This window comes from Pseudomonas sp. FG6, from assembly GCF_057809015.1.
In genome coordinates this window covers 18,974-42,289 of sequence record NZ_JBMDJD010000001.1, presented here as the reverse complement: position 1 = coordinate 42,289, position 23,316 = coordinate 18,974, and the positions used below count along the sequence as shown (strand labels likewise).

Genomic DNA, 23,316 nt, shown 5'->3' with positions numbered 1-23,316 from the left:
ACTCAGGAAGAGCGCTTGGCAAAGAACACTTCCATGGCCTGGTCCACGGCAATTTCGCTGCGGTAATAGTTGATCAGTTTTTGCTCATCGAGCGTCTGCAAGGAACTGTTGGTCATGACCTTGTTGACCTGCTCCGGGGTCTTCAAGCGTGCAGAAAGATAAGCATGGGCGGGGACCCAGTCGGTTGAGTAGTGGAAGTCTGCGAACCAGAGCGTCTTGTTCTCTTTGCGGTCCCTGATCTCGTATCGGTCGAGGTAGGCGTGGACCGGGCGCTTGATGCGTTGCCGTTGTTTCTGCCGGGTGATGGAAATCAGGTTCCGGCTCTTGAGCCAGAGAATGCCGTCCATGGTCGGCGGACGTAGCTTGATGGTTTTCAGGACCGTTTCGAAGCCTTCCTCATAAAGGGTCTTGGAGGCCCTCTTGAGTTCCAGGCGGGTGGCTTCGGCCAGGCGTTGCTCGGCAGCGGGAATGCTCACCGTTTCATTGGCAAGGCTGTCCAGCGCCTTCTTGATCGCAACCCCGACCTTCTCCATCCGTGCCGCATGGGCATTCAGGATGATCCCGATGCCGGTGGCCGATCGGCCTGGATTGCTCACATATTGTTCGATCTGCGTCTTGAACGCCGCCAGGCCATTGACCAGGGTCCTGCCCTTCGTGACGCTGGTGGCCAGGGTCGGAACGGCCAGGGAAGTCTCAGCGTTCGTGTGGGGCACCCACTCACCGGTTTCCTTGCGATGGAAGGTGGCGATGACCTTGTCCGTGAGTGGGTTCTTGACGTCGAGCCAATCGGTCTCTTCCCGCATTTTGTTCAAGCGAACTTCGCCACTGACGAGGCCCCAGAAACGCGCCCTGACGAACCTCTTGCGCGTGCGCGGGCGTTTTTCGTAGGGATTGCCCAAGCTGCGCTGGTTGCTTCTTTCGTCCAGCGCGCGAGTCAGTTCGACCAGCGCCCGCGTCCTGAGCAGCGCGACATGCTTACCCAGCCGACTGAGTTCGGCCGGCCGGATGTTGTCCTTGTACTCATTGCGCACGTATTCCAGGTGCTCTTCGATGGCCGTGAACTGTTCCGTCAGGCTGCCGAAGGCGTCGATCTGCTCGTCCAGCCGAATCACGCTTCGCTCTTCAATGGCGTCGTGCAAGCTTTGAAACGCCACCGTGGTGTTATCGACCATCTGGTTAATGTCTGCCCAGCCCTCGGGCACCATGCTGACGCTTTCGAGCGTCAGGCACAGGTGTCGATACATGTCCAACTGGATCAGTCGAATCGCATCGCTCTTGTACGCGGGCATTTTCCCACGGTAACCGCGGATGAATTCAAAGCCTTGGCGGCCCAGTTTCTTGAGGCTGACAAAGCGTGTCTCCATGTAGTCCAGCCGTTCAATCATGTCGTCACCGACCCGGATCATGCCGTCGGCGGTGTCCACGTGCTGTTGCTCCACTTCCTCGATACGTGAAGTGCTCATCTCCAGGGCATCCCTCAGCACGGGGGTAAATCGTTCCTTCAGGGCGTTGATTTCTTCGAAGGTGAAGTTGATTTGCGCGTTCAGGTAGCTGAGCCGTACTTGCGGGGCGTCGGGCCGGGACTGGAAGACCGGCCATTCGGTCAGTATTTTCAACGCCTCTTCATAACTGTCGCGCTGGGTCTTCAAGGTGCTCAGGTAAACGATGCGTTTGGTTTCCTTGGCGGCGCTCGTGGCCTTGTTCAACTGCTGCGCATTCATGGTCAGCAGCAGCTGGCCCTCCGGTTTCTTTTTTTCGAAGCGATTGAGTTCGGCAAGCAGGCGAGTGCTGAGACTCTTCGCCTCGCGGATGACTTTTTGTCGGGTTTCCTTGGCTCCGCTGCTGCGCAGCCGCAGGCGCGTGTCGACATGCCATTCGTCGTAGGTGTGCCTCAGGGCGGGGCCTGCCCGTTCAGGGTTCTTGCCATCGACCACGGACACACGCTCGCCCTCGACAAGGACCTTGAACCATTTGCCGGCCATTTTTGCGTACCAATCGTCTCCCTGCTGGTAGAGCCCCTTGAACATGCCTTCGGTCTGGAGCTCGCCGGAGGGTGAGGGCGGGTCGATGGCAAAGCTCTCCAGGAGCGTTGCGCGGTCACCGGATTTGCCTGCCAGGGCGCCGCTGCTGTGGATGCCGTCATAGTGTTCGGGTGGCAGTTCCTTGCTCGCCAAGGGCGTAAGTTTTTCGATGATGAGCGGCGGCTTCGGCAGGTTTTCAAGCACGGGTAACTTCTCTGGCGTCGTCGTCGATCGCCGGCTGCGGGCGTTTTGCTGGGCACGTTCGATCGCGTGAACCGTGATCGCCATGGCCATGTTCAGCAGCAGGTCGACGAACGCATCCCACTTGGTCTGATGGTTGGCGCTGTCGCCGGTTTGCGTCAGCGTTTCAACGTCGTCCAGGATTTGCCAGAGCCAGGTCGCGGTGCCCACGGCGGCGCCCAGATAGGGCAGGGCCAGGTTGAAAATCAGCCAGCCGGCTTGCTTGAAGGTCTGCCAGCGGTTCTCGCGGTTGGAAACCGATTGGCGGTCGGCCAGTTCCACCAGGGCATCGGCATTGGCCTTGAACAGCAACGGCAAGAAATCCGGGCCCAGGTCGGTGGTGCTCAGGCTGACGGGAGCGCTGTTGAACCAGGCCCAGAAGGGGTCTGCGGTGAACTCCACGATCGCCCAAGGGGAGGGCACCGCACCGGAGAACACATAGCGGCTGTAATACGTGCGCGCTTCATCGGGCAGCCATGCCAGCACCGATTCGCGCAAAGCAGGTGTTTGCCGAATCGCATAGAGCAGATTGCTCGGTGTCGGGTACTGGATCAACTGCGGCTCAAGCAAGGGGCGATAGAGCACGCAGGGACCGGCCTCCAGATCTTGCGGGCCGATCACGAACATATTGGTCACGGCGTCCTCGGAGGTGCTCGCCGGCTGATTGGAAATGAAGGCCAGTTTGCGCAGGACGATGATCTGCCCGTCCACCCGGCGGTCGGCTTCCTCGGCCTCCATGAGCGCGGCGACATACCGGTAGCCTCGTTCGTCGATGTTCCCCCGCTTACGGATTTTGCTCTCCAGCGCCAGCATGGGTAACTGGATACGCAACTGGGAGGTGTACAGTTCCTGGCGCCGCGCGGACTCTGCCGGATCGTCCAGGAGCTTGCGCTTGACCAGGTCGGGATAGACGCGTCCGATGTCGACTTTGCTCACGAGCGCTTCGATGTAGTCGACGCTCATCCAGGCCGGCAACGCCGTGTTATCTAGAGACCGGACAACCTTGTTGCCCAGGGGCAGCGCGATCAGGTTTTGCAGCGCCAGCTCGACAAGGCTCAGCCGGGTGGTGTCGACCGCTCCGGGGACAAAGAACGTGCCCCAGACAACGGGGGTTTGTATCTGGATCTCGATCTTTTCCGGGTCGAGCGTCGAGGCGTCGGCATGCTCTGCTTGCATCTGCTGCTTGAGGGCGGTCAAGGCGTAGCTTTTGAGGCTGGGGATGTCGTCCTGATACGCCTTGCCCGCATGGGCACTGCTCAGCGCCGACAGGTTTTTCATGAGCTGAGCGAACTGGACCTGGTCGGACGTCGACGCTTGCTCCAACCAATCGGGCATCTGTTTCTGGAACCAGGCCACGCTGGGACCATCGGCCACGCTGAGCCCATTGGCTGCGGGCTGCTCACCTTCTTCAGATATGAACCTTTCCAGTATCTCGGGGGAGTCGAGGATCTTGACCTGGGTCGCGATCAGCCCGCAGGCCTTGTAGTCGAAGATGTTGCCGGCAGGTTCATACAGCCGCCACCGGATCTTCCGACCATTGACCACGCCTAAATGCCCCGGGAGGGACTGCCCCAGCGCCTGCAGCGAATCGAACTTCTCATAGCCGTTGCGCAGGGAGTACGCCAGGATGGTTTGCTGTTTGTCGATCTGACCGATCAGCACCACCAGCATGTTCTCGATCAGCCGTTTTGCCTGACCACCCACCACTTCATCGATGTCGACCAGGTACGCGTGTGTGTCGTAGCGGCCGTGATCCTTGCGGTCCTTGAGCACGGGATAACGAAACAGTTGCCGGGCCATGTCGCATTCGGTCGCGGTCCAGTCCTGGACTTCGCTGACGTCCCAGAACTTGCGCAGCGTATTGGACAGCTCATGCCAGCGAGGTGCGGAGGTGCCGAGCGACGTATTCCAGTACGCCAGTTGCTGTTCCTGGCAGGCCGGTGTCATGACAGGCACCAGTTCGTTGATCAAACCGCCAATCTGGCTGATGCGCACCGGCAGGTGCACCTCGGGGGTGGAGAGGGGCAGTTGGCTGAGGAAGTGGAACCCTTCGACCAGCAGCGTCGGCTCGCTCTCCGATTGGCGCGCGGCCAAGATGTCGCTGAGCGTCTGATAACGCGTGGGCAGCTCCACGAGCTGGCCGTCGACGATCTCCCAATTCGGCTCGCCGACCACCGTGTTGTTCGGATCGAGGTGCAGGGCGGGGTACAGTTTCTTGAGGTTTTCGCGCAGCAGCCTGGCGGCCACTTCCGCGGAGGTGGGGCCTGCGAGCAACTGGTTGATCACAGCGTCCCCGAGGCTGGATTCGAGGGGTGTGGCGGTAGAAGGCGCAGAAGGTGTCGAAGGTGTCGAAGGTGTCGAAGGTACGAGCGTAGAGGTGCCTGGCATCCGGTGTTCTCCCTGTGTGGCCATGCATGAAAGCCCGAAGCCAGAACGCTTCGGGTTTTCCATGCTAGGCAGGCGCAGGGCCGGGGAGGTGGTAACTATGTATAGGCCGCCTCACCTCGGCACAGGTCGTTGCGAGGCGGTGTGGAGGGGGACTACTGGCCGGACTTGATGCGCGTCCAGGCCCGCGTCCGTGCCCGCTCGGCGTCCTTGGGCAAGGGTTGCAAGGTGTAGAGCGTGGCCATGGCCGCTTCGGTCGGATACAGGTTGGGGTTCCCACGGATCGCCGGGTCGACCATCGTCGTGGCGTCCTTGTTCGGGTTCGGATAACCGACAAAGTCGCTGACCGGGGCGATCACCTGCGGTTGCAACAAATAGTTGATGAAGGTGTAGGCGTCGTCCGGGTTCTTCGCGCCTTTGGGAATGGCGAGCATGTCGAACCAGATCGGCGCGCCTTCCTTGGGCAGGCGCATGTCCACCGTCACACCATTCTTGGCTTCCTTGGCGCGGTTGGCCGCCTGGGAAAAGCTGCCCGAGTAACCCACCGCCACGCAGATGTCGCCGTTGGCGATGTCGGCCATGTACTTCGACGAGTGGAAGTAGGTGATGTACGGCCGGATCTTCAGCAACAACGCCTCGGCCTTGGCATAGTCCGCCGGTTTCTTGCTGTTGGGGTCCAGGCCCAGGTGCTGCAAGGCCAGGGGCAGGATTTCCGAAGGCGAATCGAGCAAGGCCACGCCGCACTGCTTGAGCTTGCTGATGTTCTCTTCCTTGAAGATCAGGTCCCAACTGTCGACCGGTGCGTTGTCGCCCAGGGCGGCCTTGACCTTGTCCGGGTTGAAGCCGATCAGGATGGTGCCGTACATGTAGGGCACGGCGAACTGATTGCCTGGGTCGTTGGCTTCGATCAGCTTCATCAGCTTGGGATCGAGGTGGTTCCAGTTCGGCAGCTTGCTGCGGTCCAGGGGTTGGAACACCCCGGCCTCGATCTGCTTGGCCAGGAACACGTTGGACGGCACCACCACGTCGTAACCGGAATTGCCGGTGAGCAGCTTGGCTTCCAGCGCCTCGTTGGTGTCGAAGATGTCATAGACCAACTTCACCTGGCTGTTCTGCGCCTTGAAATCGTCCAGGGCCTTGGGCGTGATGTAGTCGAACCAGTTGTAGACGCGCAGGGTTCGTTCTTCGGCTTGCGCGGCCCCGCACAGCAACCCGGCACACAGGGCCGGCACCACCAAACGCTTGAGTCTGTTCATGCTGTTGCTCCTCATTGGGCGTCTTGGAAACCTTCGAGAACGTTCACGGCATTGATGCCGATTTCCGCCACCGCGTAGCCGCCTTCCATGACAAACAGGGTCGGTTTACCGAGCGCCGCGATGCGCTTGCCCATCGCCAGGTAGTCCGGGCTGTCGAGCTTGAATTGGGAGATCGGGTCGTGCTTGAAAGTGTCCACGCCCAGCGACACCACGATGACATCCGCGTCGTAGCGTTGGATCTCGCCGCAGGCCTGCTCCAGGGCCGCGCTCCAGGCGTCCCAGGCCGAGCCGGCCGGCAACGGGTAGTTGAAGTTGAAACCTTCACCGGCGCCTTCGCCGTGCTCGTCGGCATAGCCGAGGAAGAACGGAAACTCGGCCTCCGGGTGGCCGTGGATCGAAGTGAACAACACGTCGCGGCGCCCATAGAAAATCGACTGCGTGCCGTTGCCGTGGTGGTAGTCCACATCGAGCACCGCGACCTTGGCATGGCCCTGGTCCAAAAAGGCCTGGGCGGCGATGGCCGCATTGTTGAGGTAGCAATAGCCGCCCATCAAATCGCTGGCGGCGTGGTGGCCCGGCGGGCGGCACAGCGCAAAGGCACTGCGGGCCCCGCGCTGGATCTCGGCCTGGGCGGTGAGGGCCACCTGGGCGGCGCTATACGCCGCTTGCCAAGTGCCCGCCGTGATCGGCGCGCCACCGTCGAAGCTGTAATAACCGAGCTGACCGTGCAGGCTCTTCGGGATAACGCTGCGCAACGTGCGCGCCGGCCAAGTGAACGGCAGCAAATCGCCTTCGCGGTTGAACGCCGTCCAGCGCTCCCACGCGCCCTTGAAGAACTCCAGGTACGCCGCACTGTGAATGCGCTGGATCGGCGCCAAGCCAAAATCCTGCGGCGCCTGCACCGGCCCCAACGCCCGGGCCTTGACCCGTTCCAGTACATGATCGGCCCGCGAGGGCATTTCGAAGCAAGGCATCAACTGCCCGTCCATCAACTCGCAGCGCCCGTGGTGCAGGTGGTGATCGTCCGAATAGATCGTCAGCATTTGTTGTTCTCCGCAAGGCTGATCCGTGTGGTCACAGTCTCGCGGTGTGGGGCGTTTGAAGAAAACGGCAGGAGAGGCCAAAAGGGGATCGATGTGGCCAAAAGGTTTGACCGTAAATGGCCCCTTGTTGGCGCGGGGGTGTGCGGGGTTGGGGCATGCGTCTTCTCTTGAGTTTGATGCCGGCCTTCGATTAGATACGAGGCGTAAACGTTGTGACGTGAACAGCACCATCAAAACACAAGGGAATAGAACCTAAATGGCAAGGATAGAACCCGTTTTCGGCAGCATCAGCGGCGAAATCGAAAACCCATACCAACTGGGCGACGCCCAACTGATTGACGACGAGGTTGTCACGTTTTCAAAACCCAAGATTTTTGATTTTTCCGGGCGTATTTCTCTGGCGCGCTTCTGGCTGATTCGTGTGCCCTTGGTGCTGGTTCTTCCGTGCATTTTGCTGGCGTTCTTTATGGTGGGGTTGGGCCATCAACTGGTGGTTTTGCTGACAGTCGGTGTCACCGTTGTCGTTCCTGCCATCCTGCTCGACGTGTCTCTACTGGTACGCAGGGCACGTGATCTAGGCTGGAGTCCGAAATGGGCAATTCTCTTCGTGTTCCCTGTTATCGGCTATGTGATAGCGCTTCCGCTCGTCATGCTTCCGGGGCATAAAGCGATTAATAAATACGGCCCGCCCAATCCACCTCTCTCAACGTTGGTAAAGCTACTTACCGCGCTGTTGGTGGTGCTGATGCTTGTAACTACAACCGCGCTAATTGCGTATTTTCCCCAATACAACCCAGAGGCACTCTACGAGTGGTTCGCTAATGCATTGATTCAGGCATGGCGTTAGCGCACGCGAAGCCCATGCTTCGCCTCTTTGCGTGGCGCGCACCACGCGATAGCCCTGTGTACGCCGCGGTGATGTCCTCCATTGGGAAAAGAGAACGGAAAAGAGAACAGATTAATTTTTCTGCTCCAAACGTCCGCTCTTGGCCGGTTGCGGTCTGTGGCGCTCTGTTCGTGAAGTGAATATTGAAAAAGGCATATTGGAATTAACCAATATGCCTTTTTTCTTTGCTCTTGATTGCTAGTGCGGATCGACGTTATCCAGCGCTCGGTTCGCCAGCAATGAACTCAACTCAATCAACTGCTGGACGCCGAGCGCTATGTGGCGGCGGGGGCCTTCGAGGTCGAAGGCTAGGTTGCTGATCATCGCGTCGGCTGATGCCAGGTTCTCGCTGAGGTTGGCGAGTAGGCATTCGTTGTCGGCGCTTTTTGCGACGGTAAAGAGCTGGTCCGGTTTGGATGCATCTTCGGACTTTTCCGGTTTCGGTAGCAGGTAGTAATCCAAGGCGCGTTTGGCGGCTTCGTCCTGCTGTTTGTTTTTGCGACCAGAAGGGGCAGACGTTGAGTCAGTTCCTGGAGGGTTCGGAGTTATCTTGAACATATGCATTTTTCCATTTAGTAGGCCGCAACCATCTCGCTACTAAACGAAGGGGTGGCGGCTGTGCGCAAGTTAGTAGACCGGAGGAAAATACATAAAAGCCCGGCGCGCCCGAAGGCGCCATGCGCACAGCCACCATCAAGTGCAGGCAACGCCTGACTGATGAGACTCATGCAACCATTATGTATTTCCAACCAGGGCTACTAAACCCGACCACTGATGGGCAGTGGCAGGGAAACGATAGAACCCGTGGGCAAGGCGCACAAGCAGGCGGATTCTGGCGTAGTTGTAGGCAAAGGCGCAAGGATACGTGGCTTGGCGGAAGGTTAGCGGCAGGAGAATAAACGTCGATGTTTATTGCCTACGGCCCACTTGCTCAAACTGATGACCAATAGGTGTTGTAGCTAAGTCAGCCGAGGAAAACTTAGTTTCGTTGGGGCTGAACTGTGTTCGTGATGAAGGGTTTTGAATTGGTTTTAAAGTTGACGAAATGATGTATTCGATGGTTGCCAAATGGATGTCGGCTTCGGAAATTTTTGACGATTCAAGAGACTCCAGTTTTCCTTTTAAAAAGCGAAAGGTCCTACTTTTTTACCGTTAAAACTTTGGCATCCTTCGCAGCCTTTGAAGGGCCATAGATCGGTCAGTGTCATTGCTGTGAAGAAGCGTTCCTGTATTTGGCGAAACTTCCTACAAGAACAATAAATTTATTGCCTCGAATAGTTGCATGGTCACTGTCGACCGCGTCATTAACACCATTTTCCAACCAGAGTCGTAAATGTCGTATTCCGAAAAACTGTCCGCCCATTACCTGGCCCTCGCCAAATCTCCAGTCTCCCTGGAGTGCTTCGCGGGTGCGGACGTGCGTTTTTCAGATGAATACGAAGCGCTGGAAAGCGAGTTGGGCAAAGTCTGTTCAATGCATGAAGGCGGTCAGGTCGACTGGCTGAAGATCCTTGAGGGGAGCGAGGCGTTGTTGCGCACTCAGTCGAAGGATCTGCGCGTGGCGTGCTGGTTGACGTGGGCGTTGTATCAACGCGAGTCCTTCCTGGGGCTGTTGGCCGGCCTCGGCCTGCTGCGCCATTGGTGCGAAAACCACTGGCCGGAGCTGCACCCGGCCAAGCCGCGGACCCGCGCTGCTGGCATTCAATGGCTGGTCCCGCGCCTGGAACAGGCATTGAGCGAAGACGTTGCGATCAAGGAGCAACTGCCTATGTTCCGTCGTCTGGCGGAACAACTTGAAGGCCTCGATGCCGCGTGCACCGCGCACCTGGGCGATGAAGCTCCGCTGTTGTTGCCGCTGTGCCGGCGACTCAACAACCGTCTCCGAGGGGTGACTGACAACCTGCCGTCAACGGGTGCCATCGGCACGGTCGTGGCCCAGGTGAAACAAGCCGCCACCCAACTGCTCAGTCCCGGCGCGCCGATCGAGAACGAAAAAGAAGCTCACAAGGCCCTGCGCGCTCAGCAGGACGGTGCGCGTGCGTTGTGCACCTGGTGGCTCAAACAAAAAGCGACCGATCCCCGGGCTTTGCGCCTGAACCGCGCCTTGCTCTGGCTGGCCATCGATACCATGCCCGAGCGCAACGCCGAACAGGTCACTCAGTTGCGCAGCCCGCCAGCGGACAGGCTCAAGGCCTATTGGGACAGCCTCCAGCAGGGGCACTACGCGAATTTGCTGGTAGAAGTCGAGACGAGCCTGACGACGGCACCGTTTTGGCTCGATGGTCACAGGCTTGCCTGGGAGTGCCTGCAAGGGCTCAACGCGGAACCGGCTATGCGAGAAGTGGAAATCCATCTTGCGTGGTTCATCCAGCGTTTGCCCGGTGTGATCGAGTTGCGCTGGCATGACGGTACGCCATTCGCCGATCCGGCTACGCAGGCCTGGATCACTGCCCAAGTCATGCCTCATCTGCAAAGTCCCGCTGCACCCCCTACCGATGTTATCGGCGAGCTCGCGCCCTGTGAGCTGGCGCTGCAAGAGGCTCGGTCGATTCTGCCCAGGGATGGCCTCAAACCCAGTGTGCAGTTGCTCATGCAAGGCATGCAGGGTGCCCAGGGCGCGCGTGAGCGGTTTCTTTGGCAGTTCTCGATGGCTCGCTTGTGCTTCGCGGCCAAGAAATACGAACTCGTCAAGGTCCAGCTCGAAGCGCTCGATCAGAAGTTACAAGAAGCAGGCCTCAACGCCTGGGAGCCCGATCTTTCGCTGCGGGTGCTGCGCCTTTTGCACCACTGCTGCGAGCTATTGCCCCAGAACCAAGCCGTGCGCGAGCGCAGGGAAGAGACCTATCGCAGGTTATGTCACCTCGACCTGGAACGGGTCATTGAATAGACCCTCGGGTCCAAATCGTAAGGAGCAAATCATGGCCAAAGACGGCTCGGTCGCCCCCAAGGAACGCATCAACGTCACCTTCAAGCCTGCCACCGGCGGCGCTCAGGAAGAGATCGAACTGCCGCTTAAGCTGTTGGCTGTCGGCGACTACACCCACCGCAGGGACGAGCGCAAGCTCGAGGACCGCAAGCCCATTGGCATCGACAAGATGACCTTCAACGAGGTACTGGCCAAGCAAGAGTTGAACTTGAGCCTGAGTGTGCCGAACCGTCTTCAGGACGCGCACGGTAACGAGGAACTGGCTGTGCAACTGCGCATGCACTCGATGAAGGACTTCAACCCGGCAAGCCTCGTCGAGCAAGTGCCGCAACTTCAACAACTGATGGAGCTGCGCCATGCGTTGGTAGCGCTCAAGGGGCCGTTGGGTAATGCACCGGCCTTTCGCAAAGCTATCGAAAGCGTGCTCGCCGATGACAGTTCCCGCAGTCGCGTACTCGATGAGCTGGGCCTGAATGCTCCAGTCGCGAATGCTTGATTCTTCCAGCCAAGGAGGCCGACACATGAGTACCCATGCAGCACAACAGCAAAGCCAGGACAGCGGTGACCACAGCATTCTTGAAAGTATCATCGCCCAGACTCGCTTGACTCCGGACGATGAGGCCTACGACATCGCCAGACGCGGTGTGTCAGCGTTCATCGAAGAACTGCTCAAGCCGCACAACAGCGGCGAACCGGTCAAGAAAGCCCTGGTTGACCGCATGATCGCCGAGATCGATGCCAAGCTCAGTCGCCAGATGGACGAGATCCTCCATCACCCGCAATTCCAGGCGTTGGAATCGGCGTGGCGTGGTTTGCAGTTATTGGTAGAGCGCACCAACTTTCGTGAAAACATCAAGATTGAAATGCTCAACGTCTCCAAGAGCGATCTGCTGGACGATTTCGAAGACTCGCCGGAGGTCATGCAGTCGGGTCTGTACAAGCACATCTACACCGCTGAATACGGTCAGTTCGGTGGACAGCCGGTGGGCGCGATCATCGCCAATTACTTCATGTCCCCGAGCTCGCCGGACGTGAAGTTGATGCAGTACGTGTCAAGTGTCGCCTGCATGTCCCATGCGCCGTTCATTGCTGCGGCTGGTCCAAGATTCTTTGGCCTGGAAAGCTTCACTGGCCTGCCCGACCTCAAAGACCTGAAGGACCATTTCGAAGGCCCTCAATTCGCCAAGTGGCAGAGTTTCCGTCAGTCGCAAGACGCTCGTTACCTTGGCCTGACCGTACCGCGCTTTCTATTGCGCAGTCCGTACGACCCACAAGAAAACCCGGTCAAGTCGTTCATCTACAAGGAGACCGTTGCCAACAGCCACGAGCATTACCTGTGGGGCAATACTGCATTCGCGTTCGGTACCCGGCTGACCGACAGTTTCGCCAAGTTCCGTTGGTGTCCGAACATCGTCGGCCCTCAGAGTGGCGGGGCAGTCGAAGACCTGCCGTTGCATCACTTCGAAAGCATGGGCGAAATCGAAACCAAGATTCCGACCGAGGTGCTGGTTTCCGACCGTCGCGAATACGAACTGGCCGAGGAAGGATTCATCTCCCTGACCATGCGCAAAGGCAGCGATAACGCCGCGTTCTTTTCAGCAAGTTCTGTGCAGAAAGCGAAGTTCTTTGGCATCAGTGCCGAAGATAAACGAGCGGAGCTCAATTACCGCCTTGGCACCCAGCTGCCGTACATGATGATCGTCAATCGTCTGGCCCATTACCTGAAGGTCCTGCAGCGCGAGCAATTAGGGTCATGGAAAGAGCGCACCGACCTTGAGCGTGAGCTGAACAACTGGATCCGCCAATACGTAGCCGACCAGGAAAACCCGAGTGCCGAGGTTCGTGGCCGTCGTCCGCTGCGTGCGGCAAAGATCATCGTCAGTGAGGTGGAAGGTGAGCCGGGCTGGTACCGCGTCGGCCTGAATGTCCGCCCGCACTTCAAGTACATGGGAGCTGATTTCACCCTGTCGTTGGTGGGCAAGCTGGACAAGGAATAAGGGCCGTTCATGTCCTACGGCAGTCTTTTCGAGCGCCTGAATGGGGATGTCGAGCAACGCACAGGCTTGAGCCGGGAGGTTTGCGTCATGGCTTCCGTGGCTGCGCACCTGGGCAAGATGCTCAGCACGCGCGCAGGTAGCGTGCAGACGTTGGCCGACTACGGCCTGCCGGATCTCAATGACATGCGCTTGAGCCTGCATGACGCGAGGAGTCAGGCGCGCGAAGCGATCGAGACCTTTATCGAGGCGTACGAGCCACGCCTCAAAGGTGTGTGCGTCGCTTCGTTACCGAGTCACGCCGACCAACTTCGTCTGTCCTTCAGCATTGATGCGTTGCTGGAGGTGGAAGGGATAAAGCGCCAGGTCAGTTTTTCCGCATGCCTGGATGGCAGCGGCCAAGTGAAGGTCAGTCAAGGATAGCCACCCATGTCGTTCAACCATTACTACCAGAGTGAATTGACGGCGCTTCGTCAGTTGGGGCGACGTTTTGCCGAGCGCAACCCCGCGTTGGCACCGTTCCTGGGGCTGGCCGGACGGGACCCGGATGTGGAGCGGTTACTGGAGGGGTTCGCGTTCCTGACGGGGCGTCTGCGCCAGAAGCTCGATGACGAATTGCCGGAGCTGAGTCATTCGCTGATGCAGTTGCTCTGGCCCAATTACATGCGGCCATTACCCGCCTTCAGCATCTTGCAGTTCGATCCGCTACAACGGTCTGGCCCCGCGCTACGAGTGGAGCGCAATACACCGGTCGAAAGCAAGCCGGTGCAGCAGGTCCGCTGTCGTTTCCTGACGTGTTATCCGACCGAGGTCCTGGCGTTGGACCTGATCGGATTGAGCTATTCAGTGAAAGGTGACGGGTCGCTGTTGAGCTTGCGCCTGGCGATGCATTGCGAGGGCCACTTGGGCGAGTTGCAACTGAACCGCTTGCGCCTGCACCTGACTGGCGAACGCTACATCAGCCAGATGCTGTATCTCGGCCTCTTGCACAACCTAGAAGGCATCGAACTGGTTCCGCTGGACAGCACCGGCCAGCCCATCGTCGCTGTCGATGGCTCGCTCCTGTCCTTCAAGATTCCGATCGACCGCGTCCGGCCGGTAGGCTTTGCCGAAGACGAAGCTCTGGTGCCGTATCCGCTCAATACCTTTCGTGGTTATCGCTACCTGCAGGAGTATTTCGCTTTCCAGGACAAGTTCCTGTTCGTCGACGTCGATGGCCTCGACGTGATCAACGCGGCGCCAGACCGCTGTATCCAGCAGATGCATGGCCTAGAGCTGCGATTCGACATTGGCAAGAGCGGTAGCCAACGGCTGCGTCCGACGCTGGACAACGTGAAGCTGTATTGCACGCCTATCGTCAACTTGTTCAAGCATGATGCGCAGCCGATTCGCCTGGACGGCAAGCAGGATGAGTATCTGCTGTTGCCAGCGGGGCATGGCCTGGAGCACTGCGGCGTATTTTCAGTCGAAAGCGTCACCGGGTGGAGCCCCGGTGGTCTCGGCTACCAGGCCTATGTGCCGTTCGAATCGTTCGAGCACGACGCAAGCTTCGATGTGCCCAACAACCGTCCCTACTACAGCGTTCGCCAGCGACCGTCGTTATTGCATGGTGGACTCGACACCTGCCTGGCTTTTGCGGCTCGACACACCCAGCCCTATGAAACCTTGTCGATTGAGCTGATGTGCACCAATCAAAACCTGCCGCGCCAGCTCAAGCCGGGTGACATCGACCAACCGGGCGAGAACAGTCCTGAGGCGCTGGGCTTTCGCAATATCGGCCCTGTCACTCCCAGCTATGCGCCGCCGCTGAGCCGAGACTTCCTCTGGAAGCTGATCAGCAACATGTCGCTCAACTACCTATCGCTGGCGGACGTCAATGCGCTCAAGGTGATTCTCGAAACCTACGACTTCCCGCGCTATCACGACGAACAAACAGAAAAGGTCAGCAAGTGCCTGCTGGACGGGCTCAAGTCGATCAGGCACCAGCCTGTCGATCGGCTGCATCGGGGCTTGCCGGTCCGTGGCTTGCGCACGGAACTGACGATCGATCCACGGGGGTACATCGGCGAGGGCGACTTGTTCGTCTTTGCGTCGGTCCTCAACGAGTTTTTTGCACTTTATGCCAGCCTCAATTCGTTCCACGAATTGCGAGTGCATAGCACACAGGGAGAGGTGTACCAATGGACACCCCGCATGGGCCAGCAGCCGCTTCTATAAGCCTGCTGACGCGAAAAATACGTGAGTACACACTCTTCCAGGCCGTGTTACTGGTCATTGACCGGTTACGTGAGGCTCATCCCAATTTGGATGATGAAGCGCTGTATGAGCAATTGGAGTTCCAGGGGAACCCCGCCCTGGGGTTCCCCGGCAGCGACATCGATCGTGTGGAGTTCTTCGAGGAGCAGGGGCAGGTGCGGGCACGCCTGCGCTTGAACCTGATCGGTCTGGCAGGTTCGGGATCGCCGTTGCCGGCTTTTTATGGCGAACAGGCCTTGGGGGAGGAGGATGGCAATCCCACTCGCCATTTTCTCGACCTGTTCCACCATCGTCTTCAGCGACTGATGCTGCCTATCTGGCGTAAATACCGCTATTGCGCAAGCTTCCAAAGCGGCGCCAGGGACCCCTTTTCGGGGCAGCTGTTTGCGTTGATCGGCCTGGGTGGCGAGGAAATACGCAAGGCCAGCCAACTGAATTGGAAGCGTCTGCTGCCGTATCTCGGCCTGCTGAGCCTGAGAGCCCATTCTGCGGCGTTGATCGAAGCGGTTCTGCGTTACTACTTCAAGCATGCCCATCTGAATCTGGAGCAGTGCGTCGAGCGTCGTGTGGACATTCTGGGCGAGCAACACAATCGCCTGGGGCGCACCAACAGCCTGTTGGGCGGCAACCTGGTAATGGGGGAGCGGGTACGCGATCGCAGTGGCAAGTTCCGGATCCATGTGAGTGAACTGGACTGGCAGCGTTTCCACGAGTTCCTGCCCATCGGTGCCGGTTACCAGCCGTTGTGCTCACTGGTGCGATTCACCCTGCGCGATCCCCTCGAATATGACATTCGCCTGGTCCTGCGTCGGCAGGAAATACGTGAGTTGTGTATCGGCGAACAAAACACCTGCCGCCTGGGATGGACGAGTTGGCTGGGGCACGAACGCGCCGACGGCGTGGTCGTCCTCGGCAACCAGGCTCTTTAGGAATGGAAGGCATGATCAACGTAGACCTTCAGCAACTGATTCAAGCGTTGGACGCCGAAACCAGGGGTGACCTGGAGCGCTCGGCCGAACAATGCGTGGTGCGTGGTGCGCACAAGGTCGTAGTGGAAGACCTGATGCTGGGCCTGCTGGAGCGTCCGCAGAGTCTGCTTGCGCGGGCTTTGCAGGATGCCTGTATCAGCGTGAGTGAACTGAGCGCCGTCCTGCAACCACGGGGGGAGCACAATGCTTCACGCAATCCAGTGTTCGCGCCCGAACTGGTGCAATGGCTGCAGGATGCGCTGTTGGTGGCCAATCTTGAGTTGGGCCAGAGTCAGATCGGACAAGCGGCTTTGATCCTGGCGATGCTGCGTAACCCGCTTCGCTATGCAGGCAGTCCTTATCAAGCTTTGCTTGCCGGCATCAACGTGGACAGGCTCAAAGCCTTTGCATTGTCTCAACAGGTCCAGTCGAACGCCGGTCAGCCTGTCGCGCCAGCAGACTCCCTGCTGGACCGTTTCTGCCACAACCTGACACGGCAGGCCCGTGAGGGTAGCCTCGACCCGGTGCTGTGTCGGGACGGCGAGATCAGGCAGATGATTGATATCCTCGTTCGTCGTCGCAAGAACAACCCCATCGTGGTGGGCGAAGCGGGAGTGGGCAAGACCGCTGTCGTAGAGGGCCTGGCTTTGCGCATCGTGGCCGCGCAAGTACCGCCGGAGCTTGTCGACGTTGAGCTGCTGTCGCTGGACATGGGGCTGCTACAGGCGGGTGCCAGCCTGAAAGGTGAATTCGAGCGCCGTATCAAAGGCGTGATCGACGGCGTCAAGACATCGCCAAAACCCATCATCTTGTTCATCGACGAGGCCCATACCTTGATCGGTGCGGGCGGCAACGTCGGCGGTTGCGATGCGGCCAATCTGCTCAAACCGGCCTTGGCCCGCGGCGAATTGCGCACCATAGCGGCCACCACCTGGTCCGAGTACAAACAACATTTCGAGAAGGATCCGGCCCTGGCCCGTCGCTTCCAGCCGGTGCAACTGCTTGAGCCGACCGTTGACGAGGCGGTGACCATCCTGCGTGGCCTGGCGCGGGTCTACGCGAGCAGTCATGGCATCTACCTGCGCGATGATGCGGTGGTCGCGGCCGCACAACTGTCCGCCCGCTACTTGGCCGGCCGTCAATTACCGGACAAGGCCATCGATGTGCTCGATACCGCCTGTGCACGTGTGCGTATCAGTCTTGCCGCTGCGCCGCCTAGCCTCGAGCGATTGCGAGGCGAGCGGCTCGAAGGCGAGCGCCGATGCCAGGCGTTGCGGCGTGATGCACAGGCCGGGCTGTCGATCGATGTTCAGGCGCTGGAAACGTTGGAAGCACGCCTGGTTGTCGTCGAAAACGAGTGTCAGGTTCTGAACGCCCAATGGGAGGAGCAGCGCGTTCTTGCGCAACGCGTGCTGTCGTTGCGGCAGCAGTTGGGCGACGCACGGGAAACGACTGAGAATCAAAGTCAGGCTGTCGAAACCCTGGAAGCGGCATTGCGCGAAGCCCACGACAGGTTGGTGGCGGCACAAGTCCAGGCGCGTCTGGTCAGCTTTGAAGTCTGCCCGCGGCTGGTGGCCGAGGTGATCAACGCCTGGACGGGGATTCCGCTGGCGCAACTGGCCCGGGAGTACGACGAAAAAATTGCCAGATTCGCAACTGACTTGCGGGCACGCATTCGCGGGCAAGAGCAGGCTGTGCAGGTGCTTGATCGTGCGATGCGTATCGCCGCCGCCGGCCTGAACAAGCCCGACGCTCCAGTGGGTGTGTTCTTGCTAGTAGGGCCGAGTGGTGTCGGCAAGACCGAAACGGCACATGCGCTGGCCGACCTGTTGTATGGAGGTGAGCGCTTCATCAGCATTTTCAACATGGCAGAGTTCCAGGAGAAACACACCGTTTCCCGACTGATCGGTGCGCCACCGGGCTACGTCGGTTATGGCGAAGGCGGCATGTTGACCGAGGCCGTAAGGCAAAAGCCCTATTCGGTGCTGTTGCTCGATGAGGTCGAAAAAGCGGACCCGGAAGTGTTGAACCTGTTCTACCAAATCTTCGATAAGGGCTTGGCCAACGACGGGGAAGGGTGCGAAATCGATTTTCGCAACACGCTGATCCTGATGACGTCGAACCTGGGCAACGAGCGCATCAGCGAGCTGTGCGAAAACGGTGCGCAACCGAGTGCCGACCATCTTGAGCAAGTCCTTCGTCCGATACTCCGCGAGCACTTCAAGCCCGCGCTGCTGGCTCGCATGCGTGTGGTGCCGTACTACCCGGTCAGCGGACCGGTGATGCGCGAACTGGTGGAAATCAAACTCGATCGCCTGGGCGAGCGATTGCGTCGACGCCAACTCGGTTTCAGTTATTGCGAGCGCCTGGTGGACTACCTGGCCGAGCGCTGCACACGCAATGACAGTGGTGCGCGACTGATTGATCAACTGCTGGACCAGCACTTGGTGCCGTTAATGGCAGACCGGCTGCTCGCCGCCATGGCCACCGGGGAAGCGTTGCGGCAGGTACACGCCACCCTCGACGCCGACGCCGGCCTTGCTTGTGAATTCAACTGAGGTGTCCGCGATGTTCAAGCAAATCTCGCAACCGCTGTCTTATGCCGAAGCGCTCGTGGCGCAATTCTCAAGCCTTTCACAGGTGACGGACGGCGCTGTATTGATGGGAAATCTTATCCGCGGAGTCGCACTGCTCAGTGGCTGTGAACTGGCGCAAGCGTACGTGCTCGACGCCACCGGCACTCACCTGGAAATGAACGGCGAATGCCTGGATGGCCAGCTGCAGCTCGGTGATCGGAGCGATTCGCCCGCTGATTACCAGTCCGAGCATCTATTGCAGTTCGCCTTACGCCAGAACCGCGCCGTGTGCCTTGGCGCCTTGAGTGACAGCGGGCAAGGAACCGACTTTCTGCCACTTCGGAGCGCACCGTGGCAGTCGCTGCTTTGCGTGCCCCTGGTCAACTCGACAGGCGACGTCAAAGGCCTGGTGGTGTGTGCCAGCGCCCGGCACGTCGACTTGCAAGGGTTCGCTGAATCTCTCGGGCATCTGGGCGCATTCGCACTCGGCCAGTGGCTTGTGCTACGACGCCTGCAACCTCCTGCCAAAGAAAACTTGCCTGTCACGCCCCAGCTTCCAGCCTTCAATGGCCACGGAATGATTGGCAAGAGTTCGGCGATGCGCAAAACCTGTTTATTGATCGGCAAAGTACTGCACACCCCCTACACCGTGCTGTTGCGAGGCGAGACCGGTACGGGTAAGGAAGTGGCTGCTCGCGCTATTCACGAATGCGGTCCACGTCGGTCCAAGGCGTTCATCGTGCAGAACTGTGCGGCCGTTCCGGAGAATCTGCTGGAAAGCGAGTTGTTTGGATATCGCCGGGGGGCTTTCACCGGGGCCGATCGGGATCGCGCCGGACTGTTCGATGCCGCCAACGGAGGCACGCTGTTGCTCGATGAAATCGGCGACATGCCGTTGTCCCTCCAGGCCAAGTTGCTGCGGGTATTGCAGGAGGGTGAAATCCGCCCGTTGGGATCCAACGATACCCACAAGATTGATGTTCGCATCATTGCCGCGACCCATCGAGACCTGAAGAAATTGATGGAGGAAGGCAAGTTCCGCGAAGACCTGTATTACCGGCTCGCACAGTTTCCGATTCAGTTGCCCGCGTTGCGCCAGCGGGCGGGCGATATCATCGAACTAGCCCGGCACTTTGCCAAAAAGGCTTGCACATTGCTGCGGTGCGATCCGGTGCGCTGGTCAGACGCGGCGCTCGAACACCTGGCCGTCTACAGCTTTCCCGGAAACGTACGTGAACTCAAAAGCATCGTGGAAAGGGCGGTGGTGTTGTGCGGAGACGGCGAATTGCGGGTCGAGCATTTTTCGCTGCACATCGAACCTTTCTCCGACCGAGTGGGGCTTCGCGAACGACTCAAGCAGATCGAACGCAATCTCGTGATCGATTGCCTGCGCAAGAACGCCGGCAACAAGACGCGCGCCGCTCACGAACTTCGTCTGCCGCTGCGCACACTGGTCTACCGCCTCGGGCTCTTGAAGATTCAGCGCAGGGATTTCAAGGGCTAACCCCATTCCTGCCATTCGCACCGATACCTGTGGCCCTGTTATTCCTGGAGACCTTCTGATGTCTGTCCATTGCTGGCCAACGATCCTGTTGGCTTTCGTTGTGCTATCCGGCGTCGCTGGTTGCAGCGGCAATTACAAATTCAACGACGCCGGTTATCGCCCACTGGGTGATCCACAGGCGGTCCATCGCAACAAGTGACCATAGGGAGCCTCATAGATGGAACTTGTTTTCGAAATACTGCAAGCCAGCCAGTTCATCCCCACCCAGGTGTGCCGCAAGACCTTTGGGCCCGCTGGTGGCGTGATCGGGCGAGGCGAGGGTTGCGACTGGAGTATTCCTGATCGCCAGCGCTTGCTGTCCAAGCGTCATGCGCAGGTCAGCCTGCATGAGGGGGGCTTCTTCCTGACCGACACCAGTGGGAACGGTACGATCCTTCGTGAAAGTGGTATGTACCTGCCCAAAGGTGAGCCAGTACGTATCAAGGACGGAGACGCCTACATCATGGGCGATTTCGAAATTGGCGCACGACTGGTCACCGGTGCCGCGAGCAACGCCGCGCCAGCCAATGGCCCTATGTCGGGCGCAATACTCATTCCGGATGATGCCTTTCTCGATCTCGACCCGTTGAAGGCGCTGGATCAACGGGCTCGGGTCTGCCCTGACATCGACGAACTGATAAGTCCCATGGCCAAGCCGCTGGAAGTTTTCGCAAGTTCGGACTGCGCTCGCATCGACATGGAAAACCTGTTGTTGCCTGAGCTGGTCGAGGCGCCGGCTGAGCCAGGAGCTGCGCCTATCTTGCCATCGGAAGGGAGCGAACCCCCATCCGACGACTTTTGGAAGCGCTTCGGTGCCGCCCTGGACATGGACTTTAAGAGCTTGTCCAACGAGGTCCGCGAAGCCCTGGCGATCAAGGCTGCGGGGCTGCTCAAGCAAAGCGTCCAGGGCTTGCAACAGAGCTTGCGTACCCGTTCGGATTTGAAGAGCGAACTGCGCCTGGCCCAGACCCTCGTTCCCGATGGAGGAAAGAATCCGCTGAAGCTGGCCGAAGATGTCCGTCATGCCCTGCGGATGCTGCTGCAGCCGGACAAGCCTGCCGGATTGCCGGCCGATCGGGCGATTGCCCGCGCATTCCATGACCTGCAAGCGCATCAAGTGGCCTTGCTCGGCGCCAGCCGCGCCGCTGTGCGCGCAACACTCGAAGAGTTTTCACCCAGGCAGCTGATTGTTCGCCTGGAGCGCGAGTACAAGCCGTTGGTCAGCACGTCGGGCCGCTACTGGAGGGCTTATGGTCGTTATCACCACGCCCTGAGCCAGGACGACGAATGGGCCGAGCGCCTCCTGGCCCGCGACTTCGCCCGAGCCTACGAAGAACAGGTGCGGTTGATCAGCACCCTGCAAACCGATTGCCACGGATGACGAACATGTCTCGCTGCATGATGCTCTTGTTCAAGACCTTGATAGTGCTTGCCACAACATTGCTGTTGGCCGGTTGCACCGCGCTGTCGCCTTTCTCTACGAAGACCAAGCTCAACCTCACGCTGACCGCCACTGACCGACTCAACCCGGACCTCAATGGCAGGCCCTCGCCAGTGGTGGTGCGATTGTTCGAACTCAAGCACCCGGTGGCTTTCGAGAGCGCGGACTTCTTCAGCTTGTATGAACGGGCCAGGCAAGCACTGTCGCCCGACCTGGTTTCCAGCGAAGAGTTGGAACTGCGCCCGGGCGAGACCGTTGCGCTCAGGCTCGAAATCGCGCGGGGCGGCCGCTACGTCGGTGTGCTCGCAGCCTACCGCGACTTGCCACATAGCCAATGGCGCTACACGTTACCTGTTGCGGTGGCACGGCTGAGCGAAGCGAACCTGACCTTGGATCAGGATGGGATCGTCAACACCTTCGAAAGACCGACCGGGGCGGGTGATCAATGAATCACGACAAAGTCATCTGGCAGGAAGGCATGCTGCTGCGCCCGCAGCATCTACAGCATAACGACCGCTACCTAGATCATCAGTTGAAGGTCCGCACCCGCTTGCTGGCCAGTCATGTCTGGGGTTTCCTCGAACTGGAAATTGATTCGCAGTTTTTCAACATGGGGCGTTTGGTGGTGAGCCGGGCATCAGGCATTTTGCCGGATGGCAGTCTGTTCGAGTTGGCTGGCAACGCCGAGCCCCTGGTCCTCGAGGTGCCGGCCAACACCTGCAGTACGCCCATCTACCTTGCCTTGCCATTGGTGACGGGCAATCACATCGAGTCCCGTCGCCTGGAGCAGTCCGACGTTCTGGCACGCTACACCCTTTATGAGACGCAGGTTGCAGATTCCAATGCTGGAGAGAACAGCTGGCACCCGGTCAGTTGTGGCCGTCCGGACCTGCGCCTGCTGTTGGGCGAGCAGCAGAGCGACCAAGCGTTTGTGAAGCTCAAGCTCTGCGAGGTGCTCGACACCAGCCCGGATGGGGTGATCAGACTCGATCCGGATTTTGTACCGACGTTCCTCCAAGTGGGCTCATCCCATTACCTGTTGTCGTGTCTCAAGGAGGTCATCGGCATGCTTGCACATCGGGGTGACAGCCTTGCCGAGCGAGTCGGTTCGAATGGCAAGGCGGGTGGGGCGCAGGTCGGGGATTTCATGATGCTCCAGCTGATCAATCGTACCGAACTGTTGCTGCGTCATTACCTGGACCTCGAGCAGGCGCATCCGGAAGCGCTTTATCGCGCGTTCCTGGCGTTGTTGGGTGACCTGGCGGCGTTCTCCAGCGATGGCAAGCGCCCGCCACTCGGCAATCGCTACCAGCACAGTGACCAGGGCAATTGCTTTCGAGGCCTCATGCAGGGGATCCGCCAGGTCCTGTCGATGGTGCTCGAACAGCATGCGATCGAACTGCAATTGCAGGCGCGCCAATACGGCATCCTCGTTTCGCCGGTGCAGGACCTTTCGCTATTGGATTCGGCATCGTTCGTACTGGCGGCCAGCGCCCACTGCGACGGCGAAGAACTGCGCCAGCGCTTGCCTTCTCATCTCAAGATCGGTCCGGTGGAGCGCATCCGTCAATTGGTCAACCTGCATTTGCCGGGCATCAAGATCAGGCCGATACCCGTGGCGCCGCGGCAGATCGCGTTCCACGCCAACAAAACGTATTTCCTCCTCGAACCCGGTTCCGAAGATGTGGCTCAGCTCAAGCGCTCGGCAGGCTTTGCATTCCACGTTTCCGGGGACTTCGCCGAGCTGGAACTGAACTTCTGGGCCATCAGGAATTGACCGA

General features: G+C 59.3%; 17 protein-coding genes. 13 read left to right on the top strand and 4 right to left on the bottom strand.

The window, feature by feature from the left end; all coding sequences use genetic code 11:
* Nucleotides 1-2: 2 nt before the first annotated feature.
* The 3 genes from ACODSJ_RS00165 to ACODSJ_RS00155 all read right to left on the bottom strand — a co-directional run bounded on the left by ACODSJ_RS00165 (nucleotide 3) and on the right by ACODSJ_RS00155 (nucleotide 6,945).
* A complete protein-coding gene (locus ACODSJ_RS00165; protein ID WP_489099809.1) occupies nucleotides 3-4,547 on the bottom strand; it encodes a dermonecrotic toxin domain-containing protein in 4,545 nt (1,514 codons plus the stop codon).
* A gap of 254 nt (nucleotides 4,548-4,801) precedes the next feature.
* The gene (locus ACODSJ_RS00160; RefSeq protein WP_489099808.1) at nucleotides 4,802-5,902 is read right to left on the bottom strand and encodes a polyamine ABC transporter substrate-binding protein; all 1,101 of its coding nucleotides are present in this window, start codon (nucleotides 5,900-5,902) and stop codon (nucleotides 4,802-4,804) included.
* 11 nt (nucleotides 5,903-5,913) lie between these two features.
* Nucleotides 5,914-6,945, bottom strand: a complete 1,032-nt coding sequence (locus tag ACODSJ_RS00155; protein WP_489099807.1) for a histone deacetylase family protein — start codon at nucleotides 6,943-6,945, stop codon at nucleotides 5,914-5,916.
* A gap of 256 nt (nucleotides 6,946-7,201) precedes the next feature.
* On the opposite strand from ACODSJ_RS00155, the gene ACODSJ_RS00150 reads away from it, so the two are divergent.
* Entirely contained in the window at nucleotides 7,202-7,792 is a 591-nt protein-coding gene (locus ACODSJ_RS00150) for a DUF805 domain-containing protein (RefSeq protein ID WP_489099806.1), read from the top strand.
* 237 nt (nucleotides 7,793-8,029) lie between these two features.
* On the opposite strand, the gene ACODSJ_RS00145 is transcribed toward ACODSJ_RS00150, so the two are convergent.
* On the bottom strand, nucleotides 8,030-8,389 hold the full coding sequence (locus tag ACODSJ_RS00145) for a DUF6124 family protein (RefSeq protein ID WP_489099805.1): 360 nt from the start codon (nucleotides 8,387-8,389) through the stop codon (nucleotides 8,030-8,032).
* Nucleotides 8,390-9,164: 775 nt separating this feature from the next.
* Here ACODSJ_RS00145 and tssA point away from each other — a divergent pair.
* Genes tssA through tssK form a run of 12 tightly spaced genes read left to right on the top strand, consistent with a single transcriptional unit; the run spans nucleotide 9,165 to nucleotide 23,312 of the window.
* Nucleotides 9,165-10,718 (top strand): type VI secretion system protein TssA, encoded by a 1,554-nt coding sequence (tssA, locus tag ACODSJ_RS00140; RefSeq protein ID WP_489099804.1) that lies wholly within the window; start codon nucleotides 9,165-9,167, stop codon nucleotides 10,716-10,718.
* A gap of 31 nt (nucleotides 10,719-10,749) precedes the next feature.
* On the top strand, nucleotides 10,750-11,253 hold the full coding sequence (tssB, locus tag ACODSJ_RS00135) for a type VI secretion system contractile sheath small subunit (RefSeq protein WP_489099803.1): 504 nt from the start codon (nucleotides 10,750-10,752) through the stop codon (nucleotides 11,251-11,253).
* Between the two features lie 25 nt (nucleotides 11,254-11,278).
* On the top strand, nucleotides 11,279-12,754 hold the full coding sequence (gene tssC / locus ACODSJ_RS00130) for a type VI secretion system contractile sheath large subunit (protein WP_489099802.1): 1,476 nt from the start codon (nucleotides 11,279-11,281) through the stop codon (nucleotides 12,752-12,754).
* Nucleotides 12,755-12,763: 9 nt separating this feature from the next.
* The gene (gene tssE, locus ACODSJ_RS00125; protein WP_489099801.1) at nucleotides 12,764-13,174 is read left to right on the top strand and encodes a type VI secretion system baseplate subunit TssE; all 411 of its coding nucleotides are present in this window, start codon (nucleotides 12,764-12,766) and stop codon (nucleotides 13,172-13,174) included.
* A 6-nt stretch (nucleotides 13,175-13,180) separates the two neighbouring features.
* A complete protein-coding gene (gene tssF / locus ACODSJ_RS00120) occupies nucleotides 13,181-14,968 on the top strand; it encodes a type VI secretion system baseplate subunit TssF (protein WP_489099800.1) in 1,788 nt (595 codons plus the stop codon).
* Complete coding sequence (tssG, locus tag ACODSJ_RS00115; RefSeq protein WP_489099799.1) at nucleotides 14,932-15,936, top strand: type VI secretion system baseplate subunit TssG; 1,005 nt, start codon at nucleotides 14,932-14,934, stop codon at nucleotides 15,934-15,936. The genes tssF and tssG overlap by 37 nt, the downstream gene beginning before the upstream one ends.
* An 11-nt stretch (nucleotides 15,937-15,947) precedes the next feature.
* A complete protein-coding gene (gene tssH / locus ACODSJ_RS00110) occupies nucleotides 15,948-18,533 on the top strand; it encodes a type VI secretion system ATPase TssH (RefSeq protein WP_489099798.1) in 2,586 nt (861 codons plus the stop codon).
* 10 nt (nucleotides 18,534-18,543) lie between these two features.
* Complete coding sequence (locus ACODSJ_RS00105; RefSeq protein WP_489099797.1) at nucleotides 18,544-20,055, top strand: sigma-54 interaction domain-containing protein; 1,512 nt, start codon at nucleotides 18,544-18,546, stop codon at nucleotides 20,053-20,055.
* 58 nt (nucleotides 20,056-20,113) lie between these two features.
* Nucleotides 20,114-20,254 (top strand): type VI secretion protein, encoded by a 141-nt coding sequence (locus tag ACODSJ_RS00100; protein ID WP_489099796.1) that lies wholly within the window; start codon nucleotides 20,114-20,116, stop codon nucleotides 20,252-20,254.
* Nucleotides 20,255-20,272: 18 nt separating this feature from the next.
* Nucleotides 20,273-21,475: a type VI secretion system-associated FHA domain protein TagH gene (gene tagH, locus ACODSJ_RS00095; protein WP_489099795.1), complete on the top strand. Its 1,203-nt coding sequence runs from the start codon at nucleotides 20,273-20,275 to the stop codon at nucleotides 21,473-21,475.
* A gap of 5 nt (nucleotides 21,476-21,480) precedes the next feature.
* On the top strand, nucleotides 21,481-21,984 hold the full coding sequence (gene tssJ / locus ACODSJ_RS00090) for a type VI secretion system lipoprotein TssJ (protein WP_489099794.1): 504 nt from the start codon (nucleotides 21,481-21,483) through the stop codon (nucleotides 21,982-21,984).
* A complete protein-coding gene (gene tssK / locus ACODSJ_RS00085) occupies nucleotides 21,981-23,312 on the top strand; it encodes a type VI secretion system baseplate subunit TssK (protein ID WP_489099793.1) in 1,332 nt (443 codons plus the stop codon). Before tssJ ends, tssK begins: the two co-directional genes overlap by 4 nt.
* The last annotated feature ends 4 nt before the right edge of the window (nucleotides 23,313-23,316 follow it).